Raw genomic sequence first — 21,293 nt, forward strand, 5'->3', positions numbered from 1 at the left:
CTCATGAGCTGTAGGCCGAGTTCTCGTGCACGTAGTCGTGCGTGAGGTCGTTGCTCCACACCGTTGCGGTGGCGTCTCCGGCGTGGAGCTCGACGACGACGTGCACCTCGCGCGGTGCCAGATCCACGAGGTCGCGGTCGTCACCGACGGTGGCCGCCCGGCAGACCTGGACACCGTTGATCGCGACGTCGAGGGCACTCGGGTCGAAGGCAGCACCGGTCGTCCCGACGGCCGCGAGGACACGCCCCCAGTTGGGGTCCCTGCCAAAGATAGCGGCCTTGAACAGGTTGCTCCGGGTGATGGATCTGGCGACCTCGACGGCGTCGGACTCCGTTGCGGCAGAGCGCACTTCGACGGCGATGTCGTGGCTCGCGCCTTCGGCGTCGGCCACGAGCTGACGGGCGAGCGCGGCACAGACCTCGGTGACGGCAGCCGTGAGGTCCGCGCTCGAGACGGGGACGCCGGAGGCACCCGACGCCATGAGCACGACCGTGTCGTTGGTCGACATGCACCCGTCGGAGTCGACCCGGTCGAAGCTCACGGCGGTCGCGGCCCTGAGCGCGCCGTCGAGGACTGCTGCGTCGGCGATCGCGTCGGTCGTGATGACGCACAGCATCGTGGCGAGCCCGGGTGCGAGCATGCCCGCGCCCTTGGCCATGCCGCCCACGCTCCAGCCGTCCCGCGTCGAGGTGGCCTCCTTGGGCACGGAGTCCGTGGTCATGATGCCGCGGGCGGCCGCGAACCCACCCTCGACCTCCAGAGCAGCGGTCGTCAGGGCGACACCGGCCTCGATCCGGTCCATCGGCAGGAACTCCCCGATGAGCCTGGTCGAGCAGACGACCACGTCAGTGGCGCTGCACGCGAGGGTGTCAGCGACGAGCTCGGCGGTGCGGTGGGCGTCCTGGAATCCTCGCGGGCCCGTGCACGCGTTGGCTCCGCCGGAGTTGAGGAACACCGCGTCGGCGCGCCCGTCGCTCACGACCTGGCGCGACCACGTCACGGGTGCGGCTTCCACGCGGTTGGAGGTGAAGACCGCAGCGACGTGATGGTCAGGGCCGTCATTGACGACCAGCGCCACGTCGCTCGAGCCCGAGGCCTTGAGGCCCGCTGTCGCTCCGGCCGCGCGAAACCCTTGTGCGGCAGTGACGCTCACGCCCCGCCCCTGCCACTGAGGATCGTGGGCGTGATGATCAGTCCCGCTTTGCGCCACACCTCGCACGCCCGGTCGACCTTGTCTGCAGGCACGAGGATCCAGTCGGTGTCGTAGGTGGAGAGGGCCAGGACGCTGATCCGTGCGGGAACGAGAGGGCCGAGGATCTCGGCCATGACCCCGACCGCGTCGAACGCGAGCGGACCAGCGACCTCCACTCCCCGGAACGGGCCCTCGGACAGCACACCCGCAGGGATGGCAGAGGCGAGACTGACGACCGACGTCTCGTGCGAGGTGTGGCTGAGCGACGCGAAGGGACCGGCCGACCAGTTCCACGTCGGCACCTCTCCGGCCTCGAGGCGCGCGACCGCGAGCAGCTCGGGGTGGGTCATGAGGTGCAGTGGCATGGCGCTCACGGCGCCACCCCCGACCCGAGGAGGCCGCTCGACTCGGGCAGGCCGACGGCGAGGTTGAGGCACTGGACCGCTGCGCCGGCCGTGCCCTTGGCGAGGTTGTCGATGGCGGCTACGGCCACGACCCGGCCGGCGCGCTCGTCGAGCGAGACCTGGACCGTGACGTGGTTGCTCCCGACGACGTGACCCGTGGCCGGCCACGCACCGGGCTCGAGGAGGTGGACGAACGTCTCGAGCTCGTATGCCGTGTGCCAGGCCTCGCGGACGTCTGCAGCGGAGGTGCCGGACGAGACTTTGGCCGTGCAGGTCGCGAGGATCCCGCGGGGCATCGGGGCCAGGGTGGGAGTGAACGAGACGGTGACGGGCGCGCCGGCGGCGGCTGCAAGGTTCTGCTCGATCTCCGGTGTGTGCCGATGGACTCCCCCCACGCCGTAGGGCGACATCGAACCCATGACCTCGGACCCGAGGAGGTGTGGCTTGAGGGCCTTGCCTGCGCCGGAGGTGCCCGAGGCCGCGACGACGACGACGTCCTGGGGCTCGACGACACCCGCCGCGAGGCCGGGCGCCAGGGCCAGGGTCACTGCGGTCGGATAGCAGCCGGGCACCGCGACGCGGCGGGACCCGCCGAGTGCATCACGTCCGCGCCCTCCACCCGACAGCGCCAGCTCCGGCAGGCCGTAGGCCCACGACCCGGCATACGGGGTGTCATAGAAGGCGGTCCAGGCCGACTCGCTGCGCAGGCGGAAGTCCGCCCCGCAGTCGATGACGACGATGTCGTCACCGAGCGCCTCGGCCACGGCTGCGGAGTGTCCGTGCGGGAGGGCGAGGACGACGGCGTCATGTCCCGCGAGCGTCTCTGGCGTGGTCTCGGCGAGGATTCGGTCGCCCAGCGAGAACAGGTGCGGGTGGATGGTGCCCAGCTGGGCGCCGGCATTGCCTCCGGCGGTCACGGCGCCGATCTCGACCTCGGGATGTCCCAGCAGCCACCGCAGCACCTCGCCACCGGCATAGCCACTTGCTCCGGCGACTGCGACTCTCAGCATGTGCATAGTCTTGCACGCAGCAACATCACTATGCAATCTCGATGGTCCGCCCCCCTACGCCGCGGACAGCGGTCCACGTGGACGGGAGTCGAGCTGCACGACCGTCCTCGGCGTCAGGCCAACGGGTCGTCGTCACCCCAGGTGATGAGCCCCAGCGTCCGGTCACGCGGTGAGAGACCCTCGGCTGCGTGGGCACGCAGCGACTCCACGGTGTCGATCCCGGCACGCACCATCCGCCCGCTCCAGGCGTCGAGCTTCTCCCCGCGCGATGGCGAGCAGCAGGTCGGTCACCTCCTGCGGAGAGGTCCACTCGGTCCGGCCGCGGTGCATGACCATCGCCTCGGTCATGTCAGTCCTGACGACTCCGGGCGCGAGGTCGAAGACGAGCGCGGTGCGCTCATCTCCGAGGCCGAGCTGCGACGTGAGCCGGGCCAACGCACCCTTGCTGAGGTTGTATGCCGTCGCGTTGTCGGCGTTCTTGTAGGCGGCGCCCGAGTTGAGGTTGACCACCCGCCCGGCCCCGGGGGTGAGGTGCGGGAGCACCGCCCGAGTCATGAGGTAGGGGCCGCGAACGTTGGTCTCGACGGTCTGCCACCACTGCTCGGGATCACTGTCGACGAGAGCCACCTCCGCGTCGATGACGCCGGCGTTGTTGACCAGGAGGTCGATCCGACCGTGGCGAGCCACGATGTCGCCGACCCAGCCCTCGACAGCTGACCGATCCGTCACCGGCGCCGTGGAACGCGAACCCCGCTCCACGGCATACCCGCTCTCCTGCAACGCATCGGCGATGTGGGCGCCGATGCCCCGGGACGCTCCCGTGACGATCGCGACCGGCTGCGTCATCGCTGCACGGCTCCCGTCGCCGCCGATGCCGAAGCCACCGCGGAGTCACGCAACGCCGACACCTCTTCGGTCCTGAGGGTGCGGTCGGCCCGGAACGTCAACCGGTAGGCCAGCGACTTCCTGCCCGTGTCGAGCTGGTCGCCGCGGTAGATGTCGAAGAGCGACAGGGTCTCCAACGAGTCTCCGGCGCCCTCGCGCAACGCGGACTCGACCTCGGCTGCTGCCACCGACTCGTCGACGACGAGGGCCACGTCGGTGTGTGCTGCCGGGAAGGTGGACAGCTGGTGCGCCTGGACGGGAGTCCCGCTCGCTGCCACGAGGGCGTCGACGTCGAGCTCACCGCCCACGGTGCCCGCGGGCAGGTCGAGCGCGGCGACGACCTTGGGGTGCAGCTCGCCGACCTGACCGACGACCGTGCCGTCGGACAGGGTGATGGCCGCACACCGGCCGGGATGGAACGGCGCACGGTCGCGAGCCGCGAGGACGGACAGGTCGAGACCGACGGCACGGCCGACCGCCAGGGCCCAGGCGACCCCGTCGGTGGCGTCGACGCGCCGGGACGGGCCCCAGGGACCGCCCAGGTCGATGTCACCGGCAGCGGCGAACGCCACGTGCCTCGGCTGGGACGGCACCGCCTCGAGGATCCGGGTCAGCGTCGCGTCGTCGGGACGGGCGTCGGCCGGGGGGACGGGAGCGGTCGCGGGGGCCGACGAGCCCACCGTCACCAAACCCACCTCGTAGAGGGCGACATCGCGCGCACCCCGTGAGACGTTGCGGCGCAACGCATCGAGCAGGGTGTCCAGGATCGAGGTTCGCATGAGCGGCGCCTCGTCCGAGAGAGGGTTGGCGATGCGCACCGTCGAACGACGCTCGTCATCCGGCGCATAGCCGAGGTGGTCGAACCTGCCCTCGCCGATGAACGGGTAGGTGAGCACCTCGACGAGCCCCTGGTGGGCGAGGGTCCCGGCGATCGTGCGTCGGACCCGCTGACCATGGGTGAGGCCACGACCGGCGCTCTTGGGCTGTGGCAGCACGGACGGGATCTGGTCATAGCCGCGGACCCGGGCGACCTCCTCGACCAGCTCGGGACCGTCGGTGAGGTCGGGGCGCCACGTCGCCGGGGTCACGGAGACGACGTCACCCTCCCGCTCCTCGACGTCACAGCCGATCGCACGCAGCGTGGTGAGGACCTCGGCCCGTGGGTAGTCCAGGCCGATGTAGCGGGTCGGGAGCGTGAGCGCGAAGTCGAAGACCGCTGGAGCGGTGCGACGGTCGACGTCGGTGACGCCGGGGTCCGGCGTGCCTCCGCCGTGCTCGACGAGGAGGTCGACCGCAAGCTGGGCTGCCGCCGACGTCACCGCCGGGTCCACGCCACGCTCGAAGCGCCTGGACGCCTCGGTCGTGAGCCGGTGGCGGCGGGCGGACCGCGCGACCGTCACCGGGTCGAAGTGCGCAGCCTCGATGAGCACGTTGGTGGTCGAGTCGCTCACCTCGGAGGACTCCCCACCCATGACTCCCGCGATCGCCAGCGGCGCGTCGGAGCCGTCCACGATGAGCAGGTCCTCCGGATCGAGGGCGCGTTCGACGTCATCGAGGGTCGTGAGCGTCTCCCCCGTCCGGGCACGGCGCGTGCCGATCGACCCGGAGAGGGTGTCGAGGTCGAAGGCGTGCAGCGGCTGGCCGAGCAGCAGCATGACGTAGTTGGTCACGTCGACGGCGAGCGAGATGGGGCGCATTCCCACCTGGGTCAGGCGCTTCTGCATCCACCGCGGGCTCGTGGCAGTCGCGTCGACGCCACGGACGACGCGAGCGACGTAGCGGTCGCACCCCGCACGGCCCTCGAGCGGACTCTCGTCGGCCAGCGACACGGCATACCCGTCATCGTTGGGCTCGGCCACCTCGAGGCGAGCCGGGTCGCGGAACTCACCCCCTGTCGACAGGGCGTACTCGCGCGCGATCCCGCGCATCGAGAGGCAGTAGCCGCGGTCGGGCGTCACGTTGACCTCGACGACCTCGTCGCCGAGGCCGAGCAGGGCGATGGCGTCGTCGCCGGGCTCGAGGGCGGCGGCTGCGTCCGCACCGAGCAGCTCACTCAGGACGATGATGCCGTCGTGGTCCTCCCCCAGGCCCAGCTCGGCGGCAGAGCAGATCATGCCGTTGGAGACGTGGCCATAGGTCTTGCGCGCGGAGATCTCGAACCCCCCGGGCAGCACACCGCCCGGCAGGACGACGACCACGAGGTCCCCGGGGCGGAAGTTGTGGGCACCGCACACGATCTCCTGCGCCTTGCCCTCGGAGGTCCTCTGGCCGTGGTCACCCACGTCGACGGTGCACCAGTTGATCGTCTTGCCGTTCTTCTGGGGCTCGGGCTCCACGGTGAGGACGCGGCCGACCACAAGGGGACCGGCGATGTCGCCACCGTGCAGGCCCTCCTCCTCCAGACCGACACGGACGAGTGCCGCCGCGATGTCGACACCCTGGGCGTCCGACGGGACGTCGGCCAGCTCACGCAACCATGAGACGGGGGCGTGCATCAGATCTCCATTCCGAACTGGCGGGAGAAGCGAACGTCTCCCTCGACGATGTCGTGCATGTCACCGATCCCGTGGCGCAACATGAGGGAGCGCTCGATGCCGAGGCCGAAGGCGAACCCGGTGTAGCGGTCCGGGTCGATCCCGGCGCTGCGCAGGACGCGTCGGTTGACCATGCCGGAGCCACCGAGCTCGATCCAACCGGTGCCGCCACAGGAGCGGCACGCCTTGACCTCGGCGTCCGAGCCGCCGCGGCAGACCCAGCACTGGCAGTCGATCTCGGCGCTCGGCTCGGTGAACGGGAAGTAGTTGGGCCGCAGGCGCGTGACAATCCCGTCGCCGAAGAGCCGTTGGACGAAGGCGTCGAGCGTCCCTCGCAAGTGAGCCATGGTGATGCCCTCGTCGACGACGAGACCCTCGAACTGGTGGAACACCGGGGTGTGCGTCGCGTCGAGGTCGTCGGTCCGGAAGGTCTTGCCGGGGCAGAGGACATAGATGGGCGGCTCGCGGTCGAGCATGGTGCGCACCTGCACGGGTGACGTGTGCGTCCGCAGGACCAGCCCGGACCCGGTCGGCGCGACGTAGAACGTGTCCGCCTCCTGGCGGGCCGGGTGGTCGGGTCCGATGTTGAGCGCGTCGAAGTTCAGCCACTCCGCCTCGATCTCGGGCCCCTCGGCGATCTCCCAGCCCATGGACACGAAGATGTCCTCCACGCGCTCGGAGACGAGGTTGACCGGGTGCCGGGCGCCCACGGGACGACGAGGCACACGGACCGTGAGGTCCTGGGTCTCCTCGACGAGCACTCGCTCGTCGCGCTCGGCCTCGAGCTCGACCTGACGCGCGGCGAAGGCCTGGTTGACCCGGCCGCGCGCCTGCCCGACCCGCTTGCCGGCCTCGGCCTTGGCACTGGGGGGCAGTGCGCCGATCTCGCGGTTGGCCTGGGCAAGGGGTGACCTGTCCCCGGTGTGCTTGGGGCGCAGGGCCTTGAGCTCGTCGAGCGTTGTGGCTGCGGCCACGGCGCCCAGAGCGCTCGTCACGGCATCCTCAATGGCTCCGGGGTCGAGCACGGCGACCTCCACCGGGTCGAAGTTGGTGTTGGGTCCAGACATGGCTTCCACTTCTCGTCACGGGCAACGGGTTTGCCTTGCGGGCCAGCGCCCTGCGGGTGCGCCCTTGGGGTGCGCCCTCGGGCTTGGGACATCGGATGCGTGAGGACACACGCGCCCCCGGGCCGGACGTGGTCGCCGGGCCTCGATTCGCACGAGCTCAGGCGGCCTGCGTCTCCGGGCCCGAGGGCACGGTAAATCGGCGCACGGCACGGGGCGTGCGAGAGGCGCAGGCGGGAGACATGTCGACCAGCCTAGCGCCCGGGCGCCCGCCGACGTCGACGGGTTTGGGCGGCCGCGGCACCGAGCAGGGCCACGACCAGACCCACGGCCGCAGGCGCCACGAAGCCTCCGTCCGCACCGACCTCGTCGATGGCCAGCCCGGCAAAAGGCGCGCCCATGGCGCCGCCCAGGGTCAGCGACGAACCGTGCCATCCCATGGCCTCGCCCCGGGCCGAGGCGGGCACGATCCGGCTCGCCTGGTCCACGCTGGCCGTGATCGTGGGGGCACAGAGGACCCCGGCGACGAAGGCGAGGACCGACAGGGAGAGCAGGCTGTGGGCCAGCGCCATCGGCAGGGTGACCAGCGCCAGGGCACCGAGCAACCAGAACGTCGAGATCGACCTGCTCAGTCCGCCGTAGACCAGGGCGCCGAACAGCGAACCGAGTCCCCAGAGGCCCAGGACGATGCCGATGGACGTCGGCGACCCGAGCTCACGCATGCGCGCGACGATGCCCAGGTCCGTCCCGGACAGCACGAAGGTCGCGCACGCGGCAGCACAGCACACGGCGATGAAGGGCAGCCCCAGCCACGACGACCGCGACGGACGCTCCCCAGCGTCGTCGTCCTCGGAGTCGCTGCGCAGGGGCAGGTCGGCGAGCCACAGCGTGAGGCCCCCCACGACCCCGAGCATCTGGACGGCGAAGAGCACCCACCGCGTGTCCCAGTGGGAGGCCGCCCAGATCGTCGTGGCCGGGCCGATGATGAAGGCGATCTCGACGGCGACGGAGTCGAGCGAGATCGCGGTGCGACGCTCCTGGCTCGGCACCGCCGCCATGACGGCCTGGCGGATGATCGAGAAGCTCGGGATGACGAAGAGCCCGGCCACCCCGGCAAGGACGAGCAGCGGCAGGTAGTCGACCCACGGCGCGATCGACCAGCAGACGAGAGCCACCACCGTGGACGGGAGGACGACCCTGCGCAGTCCTATCCGGTCCAGCAGACGACCCCGCCACGGCCCACTCACCGCGATGGCGACCGTCGCGACGGACGCAAGCAGTCCCGCGGCGGCATACGAACGATCGAGGGTGGACACGACGTGCACCGTCAGGAGGACGCCGGCGGAGAACACCGGGATCCGCACGAACGACCCCAGGAGCAGGGCCAGCCGCAGGTCTCGACTCGCCAGGGCGACGCGGTAGGGCGCGATGGACACGACCGCCACGCGACACCCCTTGCGCTCGAAACCGCTCCTGCAGAACGCTTCGCAGCGTATGCCGGGTGGCTTCGCCGACCAAGTCCGGCCCGGCCAGGTGTCCGGCCCGGCCAGGTGTCCGGCCCGGCCAGGTGTCCAGCTAGGTGGGCTCCCCGGGGAAGAAGACCCGCACGACGGCACCGCTGTCGGCGCCATCATCGATCTGGGCCCACCCACCGTGTGCCTCGACGATGCCCTTGACGATGTAGAGGCCCAGGCCCGTACCGGTCCCGCTCGGCCCGTGCCAGAACCGGCCGAAGACGGCCCGCCGCTGCTCGGTCGGGATGCCTGCTCCGTCATCGCTGACACTGATCAGCACGCCGGGCCCGTCGTCCGACGCGTGGGGGGACGCGCGGAGTTCCACCCGACCATGACCGTGTCGCACGGCGTTCTCGACGAGGTTGGAGAGCACCTGGTCGAGGCGGTCGCTGTCGGCGTAGACCTCCTCGGCGCCGGGATCGATGTCGATGGTGAACCCATCGGCATCGCCCCCCGCGGCCACCGCCCGCTCGACGTGCCGGGTGAAGAACTCCCGCACCGGCACCGGGATCTCATGGATCCGCAGCTTGCCCGTGTCGATGCGCGAGACGTCGAGGAGGTCGGTGATGAGGCGGGTGAGGCGGTCGGCGTCGGAGTCGATGGCCTCGATCATTGTCAGGCGCTGCGGCTCGGTGAACTGGTCCCACCGGCGCAGCAGGGTCGACGAGAAGCCCTTGACTCCCGTCAGCGGGGAGCGCAGCTCGTGGGCGATCGTGGAGATCAGCGCCGCGTGGTCGTGCTCGGCCCGACGACGTGCCTCGGCATCCCGCAGGCCGAGCAGGATCCCGGCGAGGGGCCCGCCCCGGCCCACCCGGTCGTACTTCGCGGTGACGAGGAGCTCCGTGCCGTCACCGGTCTGGAGCAGCTTCTCCCGGTGGCCGGTCCGGATGCGCAGTCCGTTCCACGGGTCGGTGATGGTCCACCACGACTCGCCGTTGCGCGTCTCGAGTGGAAGGGCCGTGCGGATGTCCCGTCCGACCAGCTCAGCCGCCCCCCGACCGAGGACCTGCTCGGCGCGCCTGTTGACCGAGGTCACGGTGCCGTCTGCGTCAGCGGTGACCAGTCCGTCCGGGAGCATCTGCGCCGCCACCGCGGTCGCAGACGGAACGGTCGAGGAACTCTGCGAGGCGGGGGACGCATCCATGGCAACATCCCACCACGTCAGAGGCGCCGCGTCGCCCCGGCGGAGGTTGCGAGACAGATCGTGGCGGCCATGGCGAGGTTCAGCGACTCGACGCGTTCGTGGATCGGCACCCTCACCACGTCGCTGCAGCGGTCGCGGATCTCGGGCGGCAGCCCCCAGGCCTCGTTGCCCATGACCCAGGCGTGCGGCCGGCTCACGTCGACGTCGGGCAGCAGGGTCTCGCCGACTCCGTCGGCAGCAAGCGTCCGTATGCCGTGTGCGGTCAAGGCGTCCAACGTCGCGTGCGCGTCGAGACCCGTGACGACGGGCAGGTGGAAGAGGGATCCGGCGGTGGAGCGGACCACCTTGGGCGAGAGGACGTCGACGGAGCCGTCGGTGACGAGCACGGCATCAGCGCCGAAGGCGTCGGCGCCACGGATGACCGTCCCGGCGTTGCCCGGGTCGCGCACGTTGCTCAGCAGCACGACGAGTCGCGGGTCGTCGGCGAGCACCTTCTCGAGGGTGTGGGGCTGCGCAGCGACGACGGCGAGGAGCCCTTGCGGCGACTCGGTGTCGGACATCGCGGCGAGCACGGCGTCGTCGACCTCATGGACGTGGATGCCGGCGTCCTGCGCGGCCGCGACGAGGTCGTGGTGACGCTCGATCGCCGCTGAGGTGACGTACAGGTCGTCGACGCGCGCGGCGGCATACCGGATCGCCTCGCGCACGCCCTGCGGGCCGTCCACGACGAAACGACCCGTCCGCTCACGCACGGAGCGCCGGGAGAGCGATCGCACCGACTTGACCCGATCAGATCGGACGTTGGTCAGCACGGCTCTCCCGGCGCTTCGACAGGGACGCGGTGCGCCCTGTGGTGGCTCAGACGCCAGCCTTGTCGACGACCGGCTGCGCCGGGACGTTCGCCTTGGCGATCTCGACCAGGGCAGCGAAGGCGGCCTCGTCGTTGACGGCCAGCTCGGCGAGCATGCGACGGTCGACCTCGATCTCGGCGATCTTGAGGCCCTGGATGAGGCGGTTGTAGGTCATGCCGTTGGCGCGGGCCGCAGCGTTGATGCGCTGGATCCACAGACGACGGAAGTCACCCTTGCGGGCGCGACGGTCGCGGTAGGCGTAGCCGAGGGAATGGGTGACCTGTTCCTTGGCCTTGCGGTAGAGACGGGACCGCTGACCGCGGTAACCGCTCGCTCGCTCGAGGACGACCCGGCGCTTCTTATGGGCATTGACTGCCCGCTTCACGCGTGCCACGTGAGTACTCCTTGCTGTTCTTGGACGTTCGGTGGGCCCGGCTCAGATGCCGAGAAGCTTCTTGACCTTCTTGACATCGGCCTTGGACACGAGAACGTCCTTGCTGAGGGCGCGAGCCTTCTGCGGGGTCTTCTCGTGGAACTTGTGGACGTGACCGGCCTGCTCGCGCATGACCTTGCCGGAACCGGTGACGCGGAAGCGCTTCTTGGTGCCGCTGTGGGTCTTGTTCTTCGGCATGGCTGCCGATCTCCTTCGCTGTCGGTGCTGCTGTGGTGCTGCTGTGTGTCGGTGCTGCGGGAAAAAGTGTGGCGACGCCTACTCGGCGGCGACGGCCTTCTTGGGGGCCTTGGGCTTGTTGTCGGCCTTCGGCTTCGGCGTGGCCTTGGGCTTCGGCTCCGACTGGGGCTTCGGCTCCGCCTGGGGCTTCGGCTCGGGCTTCGGCTCCGCGGGGGCGGCGGTCTCGACGACCTCGGGCTGCTCGGTCTGCGGCTGCTCGACCTCCACGACCTCGGGCTGCTCGGTCTCGACGACCTCCGGCTGCTCGATCGGGCGCTCGTCGGTCTCGACCGGGGTGGCCTCGTCGGTGGGCTCGTCAGACGGAGACTGAGCCGCGGCCGGGGCGACGTCCGCAGAGTCCTTCTTGCGGCGCTGCTCGGCGCGGGCCTCGGACTTCTTCTTGGTCGGGGCGAGCACCATGATCATGTTGCGACCATCCTGCTTGGGCGCCGACTCGACGGTGCCCAGCTCGATGACGTCCTCGGCCAGCTTCTGGAGGAGGCGGTAGCCGAGCTCGGGTCGGGACTGCTCGCGACCACGGAACATGATCGTGACCTTGACCTTGTCGCCGCCGCCCAGGAACCGGACGACGTGGCCCTTCTTGGTGGCGTAGTCGTGCGGGTCGATCTTCGGGCGGAGCTTGATCTCCTTGATGACCGTGTTGACCTGGTTCTTGCGCGCTTCTCGGGCCTTCATGGCGGCTTCGTACTTGTACTTGCCGAAGTCCATGAGCTTGGCGACGGGCGGCTTGGCCATGGGGGCCACCTCGACCAGGTCGAGATCTGCCTCTGCTGCGAGGCGCAGTGCGTCCTCGACCCGGACAATGCCGACCTGCTCGCCGTTGGGGCCAACCAACCGCACTTCCGGAACCCGGATGCGGTCGTTGATGCGAGGCTCGCTGATGTCGTACTCCTTCTGAGCGGAAACAGGGTCTGAACTGTGGCCGGGAAAGAGAAATGGCTTCTCGCGCAGCGCACGAGAAGCCTCACATCCGTCCACACATCACACCCACGACAGAAACTCCTGCCGTGGACCGTATGGAGAAACCCGGCGACCCTGAGGTCGACGCGGGTGGAAGCGAACTTCACTTGCGCACTGAGCTCATCACCGGGAAGGTGTGGACCCAGCCGGTCCGGCACCAAGGTTAGCAGCAGCCAGCCGCCGGACCAATTCGGTGTATGCCGCCCGCTCACCCCCGTGGGTTTCTCACCCAATTCCCCCGAATCTCACCGACACGCCGGTCAGGTGATGCGGAAGGCCAGGCCGTCGATGCGCGCCCTCAGCTCGCCGTCCGTGGCAAGGCGCTCCCCCACCCGAGTGGCGATCTGCTGGATCTCGTCGGGGTCCAGGCCCTCCGTCAGCTCGAGGGCCAGACCAAGGACGCCCCGACCTGCCGGTGCGCCTTCCTCGAGCCGATGGCCGCGCACAGTCGGCTCATCCGATAGCGCCCGCTCCACGGACTTGGCGACGAACGGGTCGAGGTGCGGGATGAGCCACTCGCGCTCCTGGGCCAGGGCCCACACCATGGAGGGCCGCAAAACCTGGGTGCGCGGGCCGGCGACGTCGATGACGATGACGTCGCAACGTTCGCTGACCGCTGCCTGCCCTGCGCGTGCTGAAGTGACAGGGACCGGCCTGGCGCTGGGGTCCCACGCCGCCAGGGCTTCAAGGCTGGTGAACACGGGCAGCGCCCGCTCCCCGTCGGGCGCGACGAGCGTCACGGCGGCCATGTCGGTCTGCTTGTCGACCGTCAGTCCGTCCTTGACGTCGGTCTCGACCGGCTCGGCGACGATCGGGACGAGCAACCGCGTGTCGGCCAGAACGCGCATGAGCTCGCTCGGGTCACCCGCGGCGAGAGCATCGACGAGGGCCGGGTCGGCCGCGCCGTCGTCACCCTCGAAGCCGGTGAAGACGAGATCGCGCGTCACGGCCGGCCGGCGACGTCGAGCGCATCGGGGAGGGTGAAGGCGTCGCGATACAGAGCGGACCCGACGATGGCGCCCTCGACGCCGTCGCCCACCATGACCCGGAGGGCCTCGATGTCCGCCAGGGTCGAGACTCCGCCGGAGGCGATGACGGGTCTGTCCGTCCGGGCGCAGACGTCCCGGAGGAGGTCGAGGTTGGGCCCCTTGAGCATGCCGTCCTTGTTGACGTCGGTGACGACGTAGCGTGCACATCCCTCGGCATCGAGACGGGTGAGCGTCTCCCAGAGGTCGCCGCCCTCCTGGGTCCAGCCGCGCGCCGCCAGAGTCGTGCCCCGCACGTCGAGTCCCACGGCGATGCGGTCGCCGTGCTCGGCGATGGCGGCGGCCGTCCATTCCGGGTTCTCGAGGGCGGCCGTGCCGAGGTTGACCCGCCGGCACCCGGTCGCGAGCGCGCGGTCCAGGGTCTCGGCGTCGCGGATGCCGCCGCTCATCTCCACGTCGATGTCGAGCCGCCCGACGATCCGCGCGAGCAGCTCGGCGTTGTCGCCGCGCCCGAAGGCGGCATCGAGGTCGACGAGGTGCAGCCACTCGGCGCCCTGCTCCTGCCATCGCATCGCGGCCTCGACGGGTTCGCCGAACTCGCCGCCGGTCCCCGCGACGCCCTGGACGAGCTGGACCGCGCGCCCGTCGGCGACGTCGACGGCGGGGAGGAGCTGGAGACGTGGGGTGGTCATGGCGCCTTCACTGTGGTTCACGGGTGGTTGGGGGGTCAGAGCGAGCCGACCCAGTTCTCGAGCAGGCGCAGGCCTGCGTCGCCCGACTTCTCGGGGTGGAACTGGGTGGCGGACAGGGGGCCGTTCTCCACGGCAGCGACGAACCGCTCACCGTGGGTCGCGTGGGTGACCCGGGGTGCCACGGCGGCGAAGGCCCCGGTGGGTTCGGGAAGCGTCCAGGTGCGGACGGCATACGAGTGGACGAAGTAGAAGCGCTCGGACTCGACTCCTGCGAACAGGGTCGACCCGGAGGGCACGTCGACCTCGGTCCATCCCATATGCGGGACGATCGGTGCCTGCAGCCGCTCCACCGTGCCGGGCCACTCGGCCAAGCCCTCCTCCGTCGTGCCGCTCGGCTCGGTGGAGGACTCGAACAGCGCCTGCATCCCGACACACACTCCCAGCACGGGGCGCCCCCCGGCCAGGCGGACGTCTACGATGCGAGGCGCCTCGGCCGCGCGCATCCCCCGGACGCACGCGTGGAAGTTGCCCACCCCGGGGAGGAACAGTCCGTGGGCGTCGAGTGCCCGCTGGCGGTCGGCGGTCAGCTCGACCTCGGCACCGACGCGCTCCAGCGCCCGCACCGCGCTGTGGACGTTGCCGCTGCCGTGGTCGAGGACGACGACCCGTCGGGCGGTCATCGGTCGTCCTCGGTCCGGTGGGCGGCCTCCTCGGCGACGAGGGCGTCGAAGGTCGCGACCGATCGCGGGCTCGGGTCGATCCGCTCGTGGCTCTCGTCCGCGCCACCCAGGAGGAGCTCCTCCCCGGGCAGGCCGAGGAGCCGCACGAGACCGACCAGGAGGTCGAGCGGCTGCCCCTGCGGGTCGGCGAAGTGCGCGGTGACCGCAGCCGCGGACGTGCGCGAACGAGCGCCCGCGACGTCGACGACGAGCCCTGCGGGGAGCGCTGGAAGGTCAGGGGTGCGTCGGACGCCGACGCCGGGTTCCCACACCAGCCAGCGCTGCTCCAGCCGCCAGCCGCGGGCCTGCACCGTCACCACGGCGCACCCGTCGATGACGAAGAGCCCGATGGCTGGCCGGCGGCGGGTGGGCACACGTCGAGCGGCCAGCACCTCGAGACCGACGTCATAGGGCGCTGCCGACAGGGCCCGGTCCTCGGCGAGGTAGATACCGGTCCACCCGGTGAGCGGGACCACGCGCACGGCGACGAGACCGCGACGGACCCACCGGGCCGAGGCGGCGCCGCCACCTCGGACGAGGACGACACCGTGGCCGAGCGCTGGTGTCTGGTCAAGGGTGGCCACGGCTCAGAGTGCGCCCTTGGCACTCGGGATGCCATCGACCCGCGGGTCGAGCTCGATGGCTGAGCGCAGCGCACGAGCCACCGCCTTGAACTGGGCCTCGACGATGTGGTGCGGGTCGCGACCGGCGAGCACCCTCACGTGCAGCGCGATGCCCGCGTGGTAAGCGAAGGACTCGAGCACGTGCCGGGTCAGCGACCCGACGTAGTTGCCGCCGATGACGACGTACTCCTGACCGGCGGGCTCGCCGGTGTGCACGACGTAGGGACGGCCCGCGACGTCGACGACGGCGTGGACGAGAGCCTCGTCGAGGGGCACGGTGGCGTCCCCGAAGCGGGCGATGCCGCGCTTGTCGCCCAGCGCCTCGCGGACGGCGTCGCCAAGGACGATGGCGACGTCCTCGACCGTGTGGTGCGCGTCGACGTCGACGTCGCCGGTCGCCCTGACCCGCAGGTCGATGAGCGAGTGCTTGGCGAGGGACAGGAGCATGTGGTCGTAGAACCGGACGCCCGTGCTCACCTCGCCCACGCCCGTGCCGTCGAGGTCGAGGCTGAGCTCGACGCTGCTCTCGGAGGTGGAACGCGTCACCGTCGCGGTGCGGTTGCTGGTCACGACTGTCCTTCCGGGTGTTCGGGGCGCAGGTGGTCGGGTGGCAGTGCGGCCACGGCGTCGAGGAAGGCAGTGGTCTCCGCGGGCGTCCCGGCGGTGACTCGAAGATAGTGGGCGATGCCCACGTCCCGAACGAGAACCCCCCGGTCGAGCAGCGCCTGCCAGGTCGCTCGGCTGTCGCGCAGCCCACCGAAGAGGACGAAGTTGGCGTCGCTGGGCACCGGGTCGAGGCCGAGGTCGGCCAACGCGGTGACGATGCGGTCGCGCTCGGCCTTGATGACGTCGACGGTGCCGAGCATGGCGTCGGCGTGCCGCAGGGTTGCCCGGGCGATCGCCTGGGCAGGCGACGACAGGTGGTAGGGCATCCGCACCAGCCGGAGGGCGTCGACGAGCTCGGGGTCCGCCGCGAGGTAGCCCAGACGGCCGCCGGCGAAGGCGAACGCCTTGCTCATCGTGCGGGTGACGACGAGGCGCGGACGGCCCGGGAGCAGGGTGAGCGCACTGGGCGTGCCCGGCCGCGCGAACTCGGCGTAGGCCTCGTCGACGACGATGACCGCGTGTGGAGCGGCGTCGTGCACGGCGGTGACGACCTCGAGGGTCAGCGCCGTGCCTGTCGGGTTGTTGGGCGAGCAGAGGAAGACGACGTGCGGGTCGTGCGCCTCCGCCTGCGCGACGGCGGACTCGACGGACAGGTCGAACGCTCCCCCGCCCTCCACGCCGCGCAGCCCGTCGACCCATGTCGTGCCCGTGGTCGCCGTGATGATCGGGTGCATCGAGTAGGCCGGCGTGAAGCCCAGCGCCGTGCGCCCGGGACCCCCGAAGGCCTGCAACAGGTGCAGGAGAACCTCGTTGGAGCCGTTGCCGGCCCAGACCTGCTCCGGGCGCACGGTGGTCCCGCTGCGTGAGAGGTATGCCGCGAGGTCACCTCTCAGGTCCGTGAACTCACGATCGGGGTAGCGGTTCAGGCCCGAGGCCACCCCGGCCACGGCGGCGACGATCTCGTCGACGACCGCAGCGGGCACGGCATACGAGTTCTCGTTGGTGTTGAGGGCGACCGGGACGTCGAGCTGGGGCGCGCCGTAGGCGGTGCGCCCGCGCAGGTCCTCACGCAGCAGCTGCTCGATCACGCTCATGCCAGCTCGGTCAGGCGAGCCATGACGGCCTCGCCGTGAGCCGGGAGGTCCTCGGCGTTCGCGAGGGTGACGACATGGGCACCGACCTCGCGCAGGGCCTCCTCGGAGTACTCGATGACGTGGATGCCGCGGAGGAAGGACTGCACCGACAGGCCGCTCGAGTGCGCGGCACACCCACCGGTGGGCAGGACGTGGTTGGAGCCGGCGCAGTAGTCACCGAGGCTGACCGGCGACCACGTGCCGACGAAGACGGCGCCCGCGTTGCGGACGCGCGACGCGACGGCCGCCGCGTCGGTCGTGTGGATCTCGAGGTGCTCGGCGGCATAGGCGTTGACGACGTCGAGGCCGACGTCCACGGAGTCGACGAGGACGACGGCGGACTGACGCCCCGTCAACGACTCGGTGACCCGGTCGGAGTGCTTGGTGTCGGGGACCCGGCGCGCGAGAGCGGCCTCGACGGCGTCGGCAAGCGCCGGGCTGTCGGTCACGAGGACGGCTGCGGCCATGGGGTCGTGCTCGGCCTGGCTGATGAGGTCGGCGGCGACGTGCTCGGGGTCGGCGGTGGCGTCGGCGAGGATCGCGATCTCGGTCGGTCCGGCCTCGGAGTCGATGCCGATGAGGCCCTTGAGCAGTCGCTTGGCGGCAGCCACATAGATGTTGCCGGGCCCCGTGACGAGGTTGACCGGGTCGAGGACCTCGTCACCGTCGAAGCCGTGCGCGAACGCTGCCACGGCCTGCGCGCCGCCCATCGCCCAGACCTCGTCGACCTCCAGCAGGGCACAGGCAGCCAGGATCGTCGGGTGGGGCCAGCCGTCGAAGTCCTTCTGGGGTGGGCTCGCGACGGCGACCGACCCGACGCCTGCGAGCAGGGCAGGGACGACGTTCATGACGACGCTGCTCGGATAGACCGCGCGCCCCCCGGGGACATAGAGGCCGACGCGGTCGACCGGGACCCAACGCTCGGTCACGGTGCCGCCGGTCGTGACCTGCGTCGTGCTCTCCGTGCGTCGCTGCGCGCCGTGCACGATCCGGGCGCGCCGGACGGACTCCTCCAGGGCGAGGCGGACCTCGGGGTCGAGGTCCGAGAGGGCCGCGGCGATGACGTCGGCCGGGACCCGCAACGTCACCGGGCGCACGCCGTCGAACGCCTCCGAGGCGTCGAGGACCGCGTCAGCGCCGCGGGCGGCGACGTCGTCGCACACCGGCCGGACAGCAGCGAGCGCCGCCTCCACGTCCAGCTCGGCACGGGGAAGGGTGCCCCTGAGCTCGCGGACCGTGGGCGCGCGTCCGCGAAGGTCGAGAACGGGGATCATGGCCCCCAGTCTAGGTAGCGTCCCCGTAGAAGACGTGCTCGGCCGCATGCCGGGCACGACGGGCCACCCCGCGATAGCGGTTGGCCAGCTCCTGCCCGGAGCCAGCCGGCAGACCCATGATCCGAGCCATCCCGTCGGCGTCACGCAGGTTGGACGGAACGGAGTCGACGGCCCGCCCGCGAGCGAGCAGTCCCGCATTGCGCATCTGCGACGCGAGGCGCCAGGCCTGCGACAGGGCCAGGGCGTCGTCGGCCTCGACGAGGCCCTCGCTCTGGGCGGCGGCCAGCGCCGTGAGGGTCGACGTCGTCCGCAGGCCCTCGTGCGCGTGGGCGTGTTGCAGCTGGATGAGCTGGACACACCACTCCACGTCGCTCAGGCCCCCGTGCCCCAGCTTGAAGTGCGTCTTGCGGTCGGCGCCGCGCGGCAGTCGCTCCGACTCCATCCGGGCCTTGAGGGTGCGGATCTCGCGGACCTGCCCTGCATCGATCCCACCCTCGGGCCAGCGCAGCGGGTCGATGAGCTCCACGAAGGCGGCACCGAGCTCCGGATCCCCGGCCACGGGCGCCGCCCGCAGCAGTGCCTGCGACTCCCAGACGAGGGACCACCTGTCGTAGTAGGCGCGGTAGGAGTCGAGGGAGCGCGTCAACGGCCCGTTCTTGCCCTCGGGGCGCAGGCCGGCGTCGACCTCGAGCCGGGGGTCGGGGGCAGCCAGCCCGAGCAGGCGGATGAGCTCCTTGACGACCTCGAGCGCCTGCTCCTGGGCGGCGCGCGAGTCCGCACCGTCGAGAGGGTCGTGGACGAAGAGCACGTCGGCGTCGCTGCCGAAGCCGGCCTCGCCGCCGCCGAGCCGACCCATGCCGACGACGAGGTGCCGGCTCAGCGGAGGCGTGCCCGTCTGCTCCTCGACCGCCGCGAGGACGACCTCGAGGGTGACGTCGATGAGCGCACCGCTCAGGTCGGCGAGGGCGGTGCCGAGGTCGTCGAGGGTCAGGTGACCCAGGAGGGAGGCCACGGCGAGCCGGAAGAGCTCGGAGCGGCGCACCGCCCGGGCCGCCAGGACCGCTGCCTCCGACCCGTCCTTGCGTCCGGCCGCGGCCCGCATCCGCCCCTGGACGTCCTCACGCGACCGCGGGCGCAGCCCGGTGGACTCGCCCAGGAACTGCACCGACTCCGGTCCCTGCTCCAGGAGCTCAGCGGCATACCGGCTCCGCCCGAGAGTGTGCGCCAGGCGTTCGGCGGCGCTGCCCTCGTCGCGCAGCAGGCGCAGGAACCACGGCGTCGTGCCGAGCTGGTCGCTGATCCGGCGGAAGGCGAGGAGCCCGGCGTCGGGGTCCGCCTCGTCGGCGAACCACCCGAGCATGACCGGCAGCAGCTGGCGTTGGATGGCGGCCCGCCGGCTGACGCCCCCGGAGAGCGCCTCGAGGTGGCGAAGGGCCCCACGAGGGTCGCGGAAGCCCAGCGCCGCAAGGCGCTCGCGGGCAGCCTCGGGTGCGAGGCGCACCTCGTCCGGGCCGAGTCGGGCGACGGCGGAGAGCAGCGGACGGTAGAAGATGCGCTGGTGCAGGCGGCGCACCTCGCGGGCCGCCGAACGCCACTGCGCGACGACCGAGTCCTCCGGGTCGCGCTGGTGACCGAGCGCCCGGCCGAGACGCCGGAGGTCGCCCGGCGCGGTCGGCATGAGGTGCGTGCGCCGCATCCGGTGCAGCTGGATGCGGTGCTCCAACGTGCGCAGGAGCCGGTATGCCGTCTGCAGGGTCTGCGCGTCCTCCCGCCCGACGTAGCCGCCCTGGGAGAGCGCAGCCAGCGCGGTCAGGGTGGTGCCGGAGCGCAGGGACCTGTCGGCCCGGCCGTGGACGAGCTGGAGCAGCTGGACGCTGAACTCGACGTCGCGCAGGCCACCCGGCCCGAGCTTGAGCTGCCGGTCGGCCTCCCCCGAGGGGACGTTGTCCTCGACGCGGCGGCGCATGGCCTGGACGTCCTCGACGAAGTTCTCGCGCGAGGCCGCCGACCACACGAAGGGCGCGACGGCATCGACGTAGGCGCGACCGAGGCCGCGGTCACCGGCGATCGGGCGCGCCTTGAGCAGGGCCTGGAACTCCCAGGTCTTGGCCCACCGCTCGTAGTAGGAGACGTGGGAGTCGAGGGTGCGCACGAGCGGCCCGTTCTTGCCCTCGGGGCGCAGGGCCGGGTCGACCTGCCACAGGGCTCCGGCGGCCGTCTGGCTGGAGCAGATCCTGATGAGCCGGGTGGCGAGCTCCGTGCCGACCGCGACCGCCGCGTCCTCGTCCGCGCCGTCGACAGGCTCGGCGACGAAGATGACGTCCACGTCGCTGATGTAGTTGAGCTCGCGTCCACCGGTCTTGCCCATGCCGATGACGGCGAAGCGGCACTGCTCGGCCTCGGAACCGATCGCCGCACGCGCGATGACGATCGCCGCCTCGAGGGCGGCCTCGGCGAGGTCTGCCAGGGCAGCGGCCACCTCCGGGAGCCGGGCCTGCGGGTCCGGGCGGGAGACGTCGAGCGCGGCGATCCCCAGGAGCTGTCGCCGGTACTCGATGCGCAGGGCGTCCTCGGCGGTCGTGCCCTCCTCCGGTGAGGTCACCGCAGCGGTCAGCAGGTGGATGCGCTCCTCGACCTCGAGCTGGACGGCGTCGACGACCGAGGTCCAGTGCTCCGGTCGGGCGACGAGGTGGTCGCCGAGCGCGGTCGAGGCGCCCAGGACGGCGAACAGCCGGTCCCGGGCCCGGCCGGGCTCGCGCAGGGCGGGGACGAGTGCCTCGCGCAGGGCTGTGTGCCCGGGCGTGGCCACGCACTCCATGAGCCGGACGAGGGTGAGCAGCGCCTGGTCGGGATCGGCGACCTTGGCGAGGGCCACGGCGAGCCCGTCGGTCTCTACCCGCTCACGGTCCTTGACGAGGGGGGCCAGCGCGGGATCGGCGAGGAGGGTGTCGGCTCGCCGCGGCTCCGCGAAGCCGAGACGCGTCAGGTCTCCGGACACGGACGGCATACGA

20 protein-coding genes are annotated in these 21,293 nt (G+C 71.3%); all 20 read right to left on the reverse strand.

From position 1 onward, the window contains the following. Position 1: 1 nt before the first annotated feature. A complete protein-coding gene (gene argJ, locus ACZZ98_RS00075) occupies positions 2–1,153 on the reverse strand; it encodes a bifunctional glutamate N-acetyltransferase/amino-acid acetyltransferase ArgJ (protein ID WP_463514377.1) in 1,152 nt (383 codons plus the stop codon). Continuing rightward, positions 1,150–1,557, reverse strand: a complete 408-nt coding sequence (locus ACZZ98_RS00080; RefSeq protein WP_463517696.1) for an ACT domain-containing protein — start codon at positions 1,555–1,557, stop codon at positions 1,150–1,152. Before ACZZ98_RS00080 ends, argJ begins: the two co-directional genes overlap by 4 nt. Before the next feature lie 5 nt (positions 1,558–1,562). After that, positions 1,563–2,606 carry an N-acetyl-gamma-glutamyl-phosphate reductase gene (gene argC / locus ACZZ98_RS00085; protein WP_463514378.1) on the reverse strand — a complete coding sequence of 348 codons (1,044 nt, stop codon included), beginning with the start codon at positions 2,604–2,606 and terminating at the stop codon, positions 1,563–1,565. Positions 2,607–2,768: 162 nt separating this feature from the next. Beyond that, positions 2,769–3,452, reverse strand: a complete 684-nt coding sequence (locus ACZZ98_RS00090) for an SDR family NAD(P)-dependent oxidoreductase (protein WP_463514379.1) — start codon at positions 3,450–3,452, stop codon at positions 2,769–2,771. Continuing rightward, positions 3,449–5,986 (reverse strand): phenylalanine--tRNA ligase subunit beta, encoded by a 2,538-nt coding sequence (pheT, locus tag ACZZ98_RS00095; RefSeq protein ID WP_463514380.1) that lies wholly within the window; start codon positions 5,984–5,986, stop codon positions 3,449–3,451. The genes ACZZ98_RS00090 and pheT overlap by 4 nt, the downstream gene beginning before the upstream one ends. Next, complete coding sequence (pheS, locus tag ACZZ98_RS00100; RefSeq protein WP_463514381.1) at positions 5,986–7,092, reverse strand: phenylalanine--tRNA ligase subunit alpha; 1,107 nt, start codon at positions 7,090–7,092, stop codon at positions 5,986–5,988. Before pheS ends, pheT begins: the two co-directional genes overlap by 1 nt. 251 nt (positions 7,093–7,343) lie before the next feature. Beyond that, positions 7,344–8,534 carry an MFS transporter gene (locus tag ACZZ98_RS00105; RefSeq protein WP_463514382.1) on the reverse strand — a complete coding sequence of 397 codons (1,191 nt, stop codon included), beginning with the start codon at positions 8,532–8,534 and terminating at the stop codon, positions 7,344–7,346. 130 nt (positions 8,535–8,664) lie between these two features. Continuing rightward, positions 8,665–9,747: a PAS domain-containing sensor histidine kinase gene (locus ACZZ98_RS00110; protein WP_463514383.1), complete on the reverse strand. Its 1,083-nt coding sequence runs from the start codon at positions 9,745–9,747 to the stop codon at positions 8,665–8,667. 17 nt (positions 9,748–9,764) lie between these two features. Beyond that, a complete protein-coding gene (locus tag ACZZ98_RS00115; protein WP_463514384.1) occupies positions 9,765–10,559 on the reverse strand; it encodes a TrmH family RNA methyltransferase in 795 nt (264 codons plus the stop codon). A 46-nt stretch (positions 10,560–10,605) separates the two neighbouring features. After that, positions 10,606–10,992, reverse strand: coding sequence for a 50S ribosomal protein L20 (gene rplT, locus ACZZ98_RS00120; RefSeq protein WP_380084942.1), 387 nt, complete (start codon positions 10,990–10,992; stop codon positions 10,606–10,608). 42 nt (positions 10,993–11,034) lie between these two features. Further along, positions 11,035–11,229: a 50S ribosomal protein L35 gene (gene rpmI / locus ACZZ98_RS00125; RefSeq protein ID WP_009775194.1), complete on the reverse strand. Its 195-nt coding sequence runs from the start codon at positions 11,227–11,229 to the stop codon at positions 11,035–11,037. 78 nt (positions 11,230–11,307) lie between these two features. Beyond that, positions 11,308–12,129, reverse strand: a complete 822-nt coding sequence (infC, locus tag ACZZ98_RS00130) for a translation initiation factor IF-3 (protein WP_463514385.1) — start codon at positions 12,127–12,129, stop codon at positions 11,308–11,310. Positions 12,130–12,509: 380 nt separating this feature from the next. After that, positions 12,510–13,196 carry an SseB family protein gene (locus tag ACZZ98_RS00135; RefSeq protein WP_463514386.1) on the reverse strand — a complete coding sequence of 229 codons (687 nt, stop codon included), beginning with the start codon at positions 13,194–13,196 and terminating at the stop codon, positions 12,510–12,512. After that, the gene (gene priA, locus ACZZ98_RS00140; RefSeq protein ID WP_463514387.1) at positions 13,193–13,927 is read right to left on the reverse strand and encodes a bifunctional 1-(5-phosphoribosyl)-5-((5-phosphoribosylamino)methylideneamino)imidazole-4-carboxamide isomerase/phosphoribosylanthranilate isomerase PriA; all 735 of its coding nucleotides are present in this window, start codon (positions 13,925–13,927) and stop codon (positions 13,193–13,195) included. The genes ACZZ98_RS00135 and priA overlap by 4 nt, the downstream gene beginning before the upstream one ends. A gap of 35 nt (positions 13,928–13,962) precedes the next feature. Beyond that, entirely contained in the window at positions 13,963–14,607 is a 645-nt protein-coding gene (gene hisH, locus ACZZ98_RS00145) for an imidazole glycerol phosphate synthase subunit HisH (RefSeq protein ID WP_463514388.1), read from the reverse strand. Continuing rightward, positions 14,604–15,230 (reverse strand): hypothetical protein, encoded by a 627-nt coding sequence (locus tag ACZZ98_RS00150; protein ID WP_463514389.1) that lies wholly within the window; start codon positions 15,228–15,230, stop codon positions 14,604–14,606. Before ACZZ98_RS00150 ends, hisH begins: the two co-directional genes overlap by 4 nt. Before the next feature lie 3 nt (positions 15,231–15,233). Then, positions 15,234–15,839 carry an imidazoleglycerol-phosphate dehydratase HisB gene (gene hisB / locus ACZZ98_RS00155; RefSeq protein ID WP_463514390.1) on the reverse strand — a complete coding sequence of 202 codons (606 nt, stop codon included), beginning with the start codon at positions 15,837–15,839 and terminating at the stop codon, positions 15,234–15,236. Beyond that, the gene (locus ACZZ98_RS00160) at positions 15,836–16,969 is read right to left on the reverse strand and encodes a histidinol-phosphate transaminase (protein WP_463514391.1); all 1,134 of its coding nucleotides are present in this window, start codon (positions 16,967–16,969) and stop codon (positions 15,836–15,838) included. The genes hisB and ACZZ98_RS00160 overlap by 4 nt, the downstream gene beginning before the upstream one ends. Continuing rightward, positions 16,966–18,282 carry a histidinol dehydrogenase gene (gene hisD, locus ACZZ98_RS00165; protein ID WP_463514392.1) on the reverse strand — a complete coding sequence of 439 codons (1,317 nt, stop codon included), beginning with the start codon at positions 18,280–18,282 and terminating at the stop codon, positions 16,966–16,968. Before hisD ends, ACZZ98_RS00160 begins: the two co-directional genes overlap by 4 nt. Positions 18,283–18,292: 10 nt before the next feature. Next, complete coding sequence (locus tag ACZZ98_RS00170; protein WP_463517697.1) at positions 18,293–21,289, reverse strand: bifunctional [glutamine synthetase] adenylyltransferase/[glutamine synthetase]-adenylyl-L-tyrosine phosphorylase; 2,997 nt, start codon at positions 21,287–21,289, stop codon at positions 18,293–18,295. Positions 21,290–21,293 lie beyond the last annotated feature (4 nt).

Source organism: Knoellia sp. AC549 (assembly GCF_979258975.1).

What these genes read in the sequence shown, in the direction of transcription:
- ACZZ98_RS00080 (WP_463517696.1), bottom strand. Translation starts at nt 1,557, where the DNA reads ATGCCACTGCACCTCATGACCCACCCCGAGCTGCTCGCGGTCGCGCGC.
- argC (WP_463514378.1), bottom strand. Translation starts at nt 2,606, where the DNA reads ATGCTGAGAGTCGCAGTCGCCGGAGCAAGTGGCTATGCCGGTGGCGAG.
- ACZZ98_RS00090 (WP_463514379.1), bottom strand. Translation starts at nt 3,452, where the DNA reads ATGACGCAGCCGGTCGCGATCGTCACGGGAGCGTCCCGGGGCATCGGC.
- pheT (WP_463514380.1), bottom strand. Translation starts at nt 5,986, where the DNA reads ATGCACGCCCCCGTCTCATGGTTGCGTGAGCTGGCCGACGTCCCGTCG.
- pheS (WP_463514381.1), bottom strand. Translation starts at nt 7,092, where the DNA reads ATGTCTGGACCCAACACCAACTTCGACCCGGTGGAGGTCGCCGTGCTC.
- ACZZ98_RS00110 (WP_463514383.1), bottom strand. Translation starts at nt 9,747, where the DNA reads ATGGATGCGTCCCCCGCCTCGCAGAGTTCCTCGACCGTTCCGTCTGCG.
- rpmI (WP_009775194.1), bottom strand. Translation starts at nt 11,229, where the DNA reads ATGCCGAAGAACAAGACCCACAGCGGCACCAAGAAGCGCTTCCGCGTC.
- priA (WP_463514387.1), bottom strand. Translation starts at nt 13,927, where the DNA reads ATGACCACCCCACGTCTCCAGCTCCTCCCCGCCGTCGACGTCGCCGAC.
- hisH (WP_463514388.1), bottom strand. Translation starts at nt 14,607, where the DNA reads ATGACCGCCCGACGGGTCGTCGTCCTCGACCACGGCAGCGGCAACGTC.
- ACZZ98_RS00160 (WP_463514391.1), bottom strand. Translation starts at nt 16,969, where the DNA reads ATGAGCGTGATCGAGCAGCTGCTGCGTGAGGACCTGCGCGGGCGCACC.
- hisD (WP_463514392.1), bottom strand. Translation starts at nt 18,282, where the DNA reads ATGATCCCCGTTCTCGACCTTCGCGGACGCGCGCCCACGGTCCGCGAG.
- ACZZ98_RS00170 (WP_463517697.1), bottom strand. Translation starts at nt 21,289, where the DNA reads ATGCCGTCCGTGTCCGGAGACCTGACGCGTCTCGGCTTCGCGGAGCCG.